Consider the following 7,081-nt stretch of genomic DNA (forward strand, 5'->3'; position numbering starts at 1 on the left):
GAAGTCGCCTCCACACATGCCCCGGCCATGGCCGGGGCATGTGTCGTGCCTCAGGCCGCCTCGGACAGCGCGCGCGTCCCCGTCCGTGCCGGGTTGTCGTTCCGTGAGGTCTCCGACTCGCGCGTCATCCCCGTCGTGCCGTGGCCCCGTTCGCCGTCCGGCACCTGCGCCGCCTTCCGTTCCCGGCGCCGCTCGCGCCTCAGCCGGCGTGCCGTGCTGCTCGGCTCCGACACCACGCCGTTCCGCTGCCGCCACACCTGGCGTGTCACCCACACGTCGAGCACGCTCCAGGTCGCCACGACCGTGCTGCCCACCGAGCTGAGCAGCATCGGAAACGCGAGCCAGGAGTCGGTGACCGCGCAGAAGAAGGCCACCATGCCCTGTATGAGCGTCACCGACGTGAGCATCACGGCCCGCACGGCGGCGGTACGCACCGGATCCGGCATCCTGCGCCGGCCCTTCTCGTCATCCACCCACAACTGCCGCGGCGATTCCGCCTCGTGCACCATCGTCCTCGTCACTCCCCACCGCTGACCCGTCCTCAGGGGTGGCTGCCCGTCTTGAGTGGCTTTACACGGACACACCCCTCCCCGTACACAATGACGCTCCGCGAAGGGAAAAGGTTTCCCCTCGTTCGTACCGGAACGAACAGTTCCAGCCATCCGCTGTACCCCTGCCCCGAGCGCCCCGCCACGTGTCCTGCGCCACAGTGACGAATGCCAACTCCCTGAATACCGGGACATCTCATGATCAACGCTCACTCGGGAGGCTGAAAAACGTCCGGACGTGCCTTCGAGTTGGCTGTGATGCAGTAGTAGGCTCGCGCCGCCGTTTGTTGAATCCGATGGTTGACGCCATGTGTTGACGCAGTGTGTTGACGCCACGCGTCGCAAAGGAGGACCTCCGCGACGGGTGGAGGCCGAACTGGGGGAGGCCATGCGCTTTCGCGGGAAGTCCATCCGCCGGAAGATCGTGGCGTTGTTGCTGGTGCCGCTCGTGTCCCTCACCGGGCTCTGGGGTTTCGCCACGGTACTCACCGGCCGCGAGGCGGATCAGCTCCTCGACGTCGGCTACATCGTGGAGAAAGTCGGCTACCCCATCGAGGACACCGCGCGCGTCATCCAGAAGGAGCGCCGCCAGTCCCTGATCTATCTGGCCGATCCACGCGCCTCCGACGCCCTCACCACCCTGCGTGAGCAGCGCGAGGCCACCGACCGTCAGATCGCGCTCATCCGGCGGAACGCCGCGGACTCCGGCGTACGCGAGGAGATGCGTCCCCTCGCCTCGCAGCGCCTCGAATCGCTGCTGACGGCGCTGGACGGCCTCGACGCGCTGCGCCGCTCGGTGGAGAACCGCAGCATCGGCCGCATGCAGGCCCTGGACTTCTACAACCGCCTGGTCGACCCCTGTTACAGCTTCCTGATGACCCTCCACGCGCTCGAGAACGTGGAGATGGACAAGCAGGGCCGCGCCCTCGTCGGCATCACCCGCGGCCGCGAGGCGCTCTCCCGCGAGGACGCCCTGATCGTCTCCGCGCTCATCTCCGAGCGCGTCACGGCCCAGGAACTCCGCGAGATCAGCGATCTCGTCGCCCAGCGCAAGCAGTTCTACGAGGTGAACCTCGAAGTCCTGCCCACCGTCGAGCGCGAGAAGTTCGAGAGGTACTGGCGCAGCCCCGACACCGAGCCGCTGCGCCGGGCCGAAGAGGAACTGATCGTCGCCGGTCCCGCCAAGAACCCGCGGACCATCACCGCGGAGCGCTGGGAGGAACGGGCGAACCCGGTCCTCGACGACCTGGCACGGGAGAACACGGCCGCCGGCGACCGCTACCAGGAGCGTGTCCAGCCCGCCGCCTACAGCGTGCTGCTCAAGGCCGGCATCGCCGGAGTCCTCGGCTTCCTCGCCCTGCTCGTCTCCGTCGTCGTCTCCGTACGCATCGGCCGCGAACTCGTCCGTGACCTCCGGAGGCTGCGCAAGGAGGCCCAGGAGGTCTCCGGCGTACGCCTGCCCAGCGTCATGCGCCGCCTCGCCGCCGGCGAACACGTCGACGTCGAGACCGAGGTACCGCAGCTGCGGTACGAGAAGGACGAGGTCGGCCAGGTCGGCCAGGCGCTCAACACCCTCCAGCGGGCAGCCGTCGAGGCCGCCGTGAAGCAGGCCGACATGCGCCGCGGCGTCGCCGAGGTCTTCGTCAACCTCGCGCGCCGCAACCAGGTGCTGCTGCACCGCCAGCTCACCCTCCTCGACACCATGGAGCGGCGCACCGAGGACACCGAGGAACTGGCCGACCTGTTCCGGCTCGACCACATGACCACGCGTATGCGCCGCCACGCCGAGGGCCTGGTGATCCTCTCCGGCGCCGCCCCCTCCCGCCAGTGGCGCAAGCCCGTCCAGCTCATGGACGTCGTCCGCGCGGCCGTCGCCGAGGTCGAGGACTACGAGCGGATCGAGGTGCGCCGGCTGCCCCGCCTCGGAGTGGGCGGCCCCGCCGTCGCCGACCTCACCCACCTCATCGCGGAACTCCTGGAGAACGCCACGGTGTTCTCGCCCCCGCACACCGCCGTCCAGGTGCTCGGCGAGCGGGTCGCCAACGGCTTCACCCTGGAGATCCACGACCGCGGCCTCGGAATGAACGCCGACGCCCTCCTCGACGCGAACCTCAGGCTCGCCGAGACCCCCGAGTTCGAGCTCTCCGACACCGACCGCCTCGGCCTCTTCGTGGTCAGCCGGCTCGCCCAGCGCCAGAACGTCCGCGTCTCGCTGCAGCCTTCGCCGTACGGGGGGACCACCGCGGTCGTCTTCATCCCGGCCGTGCTGCTCACCGACGCGCCCGAGACTCAGGGCGCCGGCTTCCGCCTGGACCGCAAGACCCTGGACCGTGGGCTCGCGGAACGCGAGAACGGCGAGCAGCCGGGCAGGCGTCCCGCACTCACCCAGGTGCAGGGCGGCGCGCCCCGGGCCACCGGCGCGACGCGCTCCGCCGCCTCCTCGCTCCTGGACGGCCCGCTCGACGGGCCCGTCGAGCTCGAACCACCCCTCGGCACCTCCGGCTTCGAGGAGCTGCTCGACCAGTCCGCGGCGGACCTGGAGGACACCGAGAGCGAGCGAGGCGGCCTCTTCCGCCCCCGTGGCCACCGCCGCGGCCTCGCCGCGGCCCCGGGCGCCGAGCAGCATCAGCAGACCCCGGACCAGTCGTCCGAGCGCGGCCCCGTGCCGCTGCCCAGGCGACGTCCGCCCACGCTCGTCGTCGACCACGGCCGCCGGGTCGACGAGCCGGGCCGCGCCCACCCCTCCGCCGGCCAGGAGCCCACGGGCCCGTCGGGGACACCGCGCGCCCTGGTACCCGTACCGCCCCACGGCCCGGTGCCGTCGGCCGGTCCCGTACCTCCGGCCGGCCCTGTCCCGCCGAACGGAGCCGAACCGCCGGACGGTCCCGCGCCGTTCGGCGGACTGCCCCGCCGGGTCCGCCAGGCGAGCCTCGCGCGCCAGCTGCGTGAGACGGGCGAACGCGACGGCGACGAGACCTCCACCGGCGACACCGCCTCCGCCGGCACGGACTTCGAGCGCGATGCCGAGGAAGTGCGCAGCCGCATGGCGTCCATGCAGCGCGGCTGGCAGCGCGGACGACGGCAGAACGCCGAACCACCAGCACCAGGAACGACACCCGAGGGGGACGGTCGATGACCGCACCGAACGCCGCAGCAACGAACACCTCCGGAAACGCCAACGGTGAGCTGAACTGGCTCCTCGACGAGCTGGTCCAGCGGGTCGGGTCCATCCGTAAGGCTCTGGTGCTGTCCAGCGACGGACTCTCCACCGGTGCCTCCGCGGAGCTGACCCGCGAGGACGGCGAGCACCTCGCCGCCGTCGCCTCCGGCTTCCACAGCCTGGCCAAGGGCGTCGGCCGCCACTTCGAGGCCGGCAGGGTCCGGCAGACCGTGGTGGAGCTGGAGGACGCGTTCCTCTTCATCACGGCGGCGGGCGACGGCAGCTGTCTCGCCGTCCTCGCGGACGCCGATTCGGACGTCGGCCAGGTCGCCTACGAGATGACACTGATGGTCAAGCGGGTCGGCGTCCACCTCGGGACGGCCCCGCGCTCCGGACCGTCCGCCGGAGGGTGAGTGGGGGGACACCATGACTGACGGCACGACCGACGGCACGACCGACGGCACGACCGACGCGGCTCTGCGCGACCGCGCGCAGGGCCCGGCCCACCACTGGTTCGACGACGAAGCCGGACCGGTGGTCCGTCCGTACGCGATGACCCGCGGGCGGACCAGCGCCGCGACCCGTCATCGTCTCGACCTGATCGCCGTGGTGGTGCCCGAGCCCGCCGCGGACGATCCCGGCCGCGACCAGACGCTCTCCCCGGAACACGTGGAGATCGTCGAGCGCTGCTCGGACGCACCGCAGTCGATCGCCGAACTCGCCGCCGGACTCGACCTCCCCGTCGGGGTCGTCCGGGTCCTCGTCGGCGATCTCGTCGAGGACGAACTCGTCCATGTGACCCGCCCCGTTCCGCCGGCCGAGCTGCCGGACGTGAGCATTCTCCGCGAGGTGATCAATGGCCTTCGGGCGCTCTAGCCACAAGAAGCCCTTCGTCGAACCGGTGACGTTGAAGATCCTGGTCGCGGGTGGCTTCGGGGTGGGCAAGACGACACTGGTCGGCGCCGTCAGCGAGATCAGGCCGCTGCGCACCGAGGAGATCCTGAGCGAGGCCGGCCGGCCCGTCGACGATCTCCACGGGGTCGAGAACAAGTCGACCACCACGGTCGCGATGGACTTCGGGCGGATCACGCTGCGCGAGGACCTGGTCCTCTATCTCTTCGGCACGCCCGGCCAGGACCGCTTCTGGTTCCTCTGGGACGAGCTGGCGCAGGGTGCGCTCGGGGCGGTCGTCCTCGCGGACACCCGTCGTCTGGAGGACAGCTTCGCCGCGATCGACTACTTCGAGCGGCGCGGCATCCCGTTCACGGTGGCGGTCAACTGCTTCGAGGGCGCCCAGCGGTTCCCGGCAGAGAGCGTACGCGGGGCACTCGACCTCGATCCCGAGGTGGAGCTGCTGATGTGCGACGCGCGCGACCGGGAGTCCGTGAAGAACATCCTCGTGGCCGTCGTCGAGCACGCCCTGGTCCTGGCGGACCAGGGCGCCACGCCCGTCGCCACCTGACGCGGGACCGCGCGGCGGCCTCGCCGCGCGTGGCTCCACGGCGGAGTGCCCGCCGCGCAGCGGGGCTGCAGCGCGGAGTGCCCACCGAGCAGCGCGGCTCGGTGGCGGCGCACCCGTTCAGCGCACCGCCACCACCGCCGAACCGTGCCCGAACAGCCCCTGGTTCGCGGTGATCCCGACCCGCGCGCCGTCCACCTGACGGCCGCCGGCCGTGCCCCGCAGCTGCCAGGTGAGCTCACAGAGCTGCGCGATGGCCTGGGCGGGCACGGCCTCGCCGAAGGACCCGAGGCCGCCGCTGGTGTTGACCGGGACGCGGCCACCGAGCGCGGTGGCCCCCTCCCGTACCAGCTTCGCGCCCTCGCCGGCCGCGCACAGACCGATGTCCTCGTACCACTCCAGCTCGAGCGCGGTGGACAGGTCGTACACCTCCGCCAGCGACAGGTCCTCGGGCCCGATCCCCGCCTCCTCGTACGCGGCCCGCGCGATCGACGCCCGGAAGGAGTCCGGGGCGGGGGAGACCGCCGCTGCCGAGTCGGTCGCGATGTCCGGCAGGTCGAGGACGGCCTTGGGGTACGTCGGTGTGACGGTGGAGACCGCCCGGATACGGACGGGGTCCGGGTGCCCGTGCCGGCGTGCGAACTCCATGCTGGAGAGCACCAGCGCCGCGCCCCCGTCCGACGTCGCGCAGATGTCGAGCAGCCGGAGCGGATCGGCGACCACGGCCGAGGCGGCGACCTCCTCGGCACTCACCGCCTTTCGGTAGCGGGCGAGCGGGTTGAGCGCGCCCGCCGCCGCGTTCTTCACCTTGACCTGGGCGAAGTCGTCCACCGTGTCGCCGTACAGGGCCATCCGGCGTCGTGCGTAGAGCCCGAAGTACGCGGGGTTGGTCGCCCCGAGGACCCGGAAGCGCAGCCAGTCGGGATCGTCGGGCCGCTCCCCGCCCGCCGGGGCGAAGAAGCCCTTGGGCGCCGCGTCCGCGCCGACGACCAGGACCACGTCCGCCAGCCCGGCGAGGATCTGGGCCCTGGCGGCGCCGACCGCCTGCGCCCCGGAGGCGCAGGCCGCGTACACGCTGGTGACGCGCGCTCCCTGCCAGCCCAGCGCCTGGGCGAAGGTCGCCCCCGCCACATATCCCGGATACCCGCACCGCATCGTGTCGGCGCCGACCACCGAACCGATGTCCTGCCAGCTCAACCCGGCGTCCTCGAGGGCGGCGCGGGCCGCGGCCGTCCCGTACTCGACGAAGCTGCGGCCCCACTTGCCCCAGGGGTGCATCCCGGCCCCCAGTACGGCGATGTCGTTCACGACCGCTCCTCCGCCACGCGCGCGTGCACCGGTTTCCAGTGCCAGGTGGTCCAGATGTGCGCGTCGTCCTCGTTGAGCACTCCCGGCACCACCTCGACTTCCATGCCGACGGCGAGGTCCGAGGTCCGCACCCCGGGCGCCGCCTGGCCGAGCACCACCATCGCCTCGGCCGCCAGCTCCACCGCGACCAGGGTGTACGGGTCCCAGGGCGCGTCCGGATCGGAGACGTAGGGCGCGGGCGGGCGGTAGCGGCCGTCGGTGTACGACCAGACGCGGCCACGCCGGGAGAGCGGGGTCTCCACGAGCTCGCCGCCGCCCGGACAGCCGGGGTTGCGGCACCAGGAGTCCTCGCGGGGGAAGAAGACCGAGGAACAGGCCGTACAGCGGGTGCCGAGCAGCCGGAAGTCCCCGACCTCCCCGCCGTCGTCCGTGAACCATCCGGCCACCACCGGTCTGCGCGTCCGTGCCACGAAGGCCCTCCCCCACTCCGGATCCACTGAATCTGACGAAGCGTCAGAAGTCTGCCATGGATGCCGCGCGCTGAGAACCGTACGGACCTCCGTCGCGTCCCTACGTACGGAACGGGCGGCCGGGACCCACGGGGGT

At 71.9% G+C, this 7,081-nt stretch carries 7 protein-coding genes; 4 read left to right on the top strand and 3 right to left on the bottom strand.

What is annotated here, in order from left to right:
* Positions 1 to 50: 50 nt before the first annotated feature.
* Positions 51 to 509: a hypothetical protein gene (locus ACFQ7Q_RS37055; RefSeq protein WP_383563341.1), complete on the bottom strand. Its 459-nt coding sequence runs from the start codon at positions 507 to 509 to the stop codon at positions 51 to 53.
* Between the two features lie 427 nt (positions 510 to 936).
* On the opposite strand from ACFQ7Q_RS37055, the gene ACFQ7Q_RS37060 reads away from it, so the two are divergent.
* From ACFQ7Q_RS37060 to ACFQ7Q_RS37075, 4 genes are read left to right on the top strand one after another with little or no spacing between them, the layout of a single operon-like run.
* Positions 937 to 3,684, top strand: coding sequence for a nitrate- and nitrite sensing domain-containing protein (locus ACFQ7Q_RS37060; protein ID WP_383563358.1), 2,748 nt, complete (start codon positions 937 to 939; stop codon positions 3,682 to 3,684).
* Positions 3,681 to 4,121, top strand: a complete 441-nt coding sequence (locus tag ACFQ7Q_RS37065) for a roadblock/LC7 domain-containing protein (RefSeq protein WP_383563343.1) — start codon at positions 3,681 to 3,683, stop codon at positions 4,119 to 4,121. Before ACFQ7Q_RS37060 ends, ACFQ7Q_RS37065 begins: the two co-directional genes overlap by 4 nt.
* 13 nt (positions 4,122 to 4,134) lie before the next feature.
* On the top strand, positions 4,135 to 4,584 hold the full coding sequence (locus tag ACFQ7Q_RS37070; RefSeq protein ID WP_383563346.1) for a DUF742 domain-containing protein: 450 nt from the start codon (positions 4,135 to 4,137) through the stop codon (positions 4,582 to 4,584).
* Positions 4,565 to 5,170, top strand: a complete 606-nt coding sequence (locus tag ACFQ7Q_RS37075) for an ATP/GTP-binding protein (RefSeq protein ID WP_383563349.1) — start codon at positions 4,565 to 4,567, stop codon at positions 5,168 to 5,170. Before ACFQ7Q_RS37070 ends, ACFQ7Q_RS37075 begins: the two co-directional genes overlap by 20 nt.
* A gap of 117 nt (positions 5,171 to 5,287) precedes the next feature.
* Here the strand turns inward: ACFQ7Q_RS37075 and ACFQ7Q_RS37080 are convergent, their stop codons facing one another.
* Positions 5,288 to 6,475 carry a lipid-transfer protein gene (locus ACFQ7Q_RS37080; RefSeq protein ID WP_383563352.1) on the bottom strand — a complete coding sequence of 396 codons (1,188 nt, stop codon included), beginning with the start codon at positions 6,473 to 6,475 and terminating at the stop codon, positions 5,288 to 5,290.
* Positions 6,472 to 6,945, bottom strand: coding sequence for a Zn-ribbon domain-containing OB-fold protein (locus tag ACFQ7Q_RS37085; protein WP_383563355.1), 474 nt, complete (start codon positions 6,943 to 6,945; stop codon positions 6,472 to 6,474). The genes ACFQ7Q_RS37080 and ACFQ7Q_RS37085 overlap by 4 nt, the downstream gene beginning before the upstream one ends.
* Between the last annotated feature and the right edge of the window lie 136 nt (positions 6,946 to 7,081).

Source organism: Streptomyces sp. NPDC056527 (genome assembly GCF_042794475.1).
GTDB lineage: Bacteria > Actinomycetota > Actinomycetes > Streptomycetales > Streptomycetaceae > Streptomyces.

Excerpts from the sequence above, each read along its gene's own strand:
- ACFQ7Q_RS37060 (WP_383563358.1), top strand. The coding sequence starts at position 937 with ATGCGCTTTCGCGGGAAGTCCATCCGCCGGAAGATCGTGGCGTTGTTG.
- ACFQ7Q_RS37055 (WP_383563341.1), bottom strand. The coding sequence starts at position 509 with ATGGTGCACGAGGCGGAATCGCCGCGGCAGTTGTGGGTGGATGACGAG.
- ACFQ7Q_RS37075 (WP_383563349.1), top strand. The coding sequence starts at position 4,565 with ATGGCCTTCGGGCGCTCTAGCCACAAGAAGCCCTTCGTCGAACCGGTG.
- ACFQ7Q_RS37065 (WP_383563343.1), top strand. The coding sequence starts at position 3,681 with ATGACCGCACCGAACGCCGCAGCAACGAACACCTCCGGAAACGCCAAC.
- ACFQ7Q_RS37070 (WP_383563346.1), top strand. The coding sequence starts at position 4,135 with ATGACTGACGGCACGACCGACGGCACGACCGACGGCACGACCGACGCG.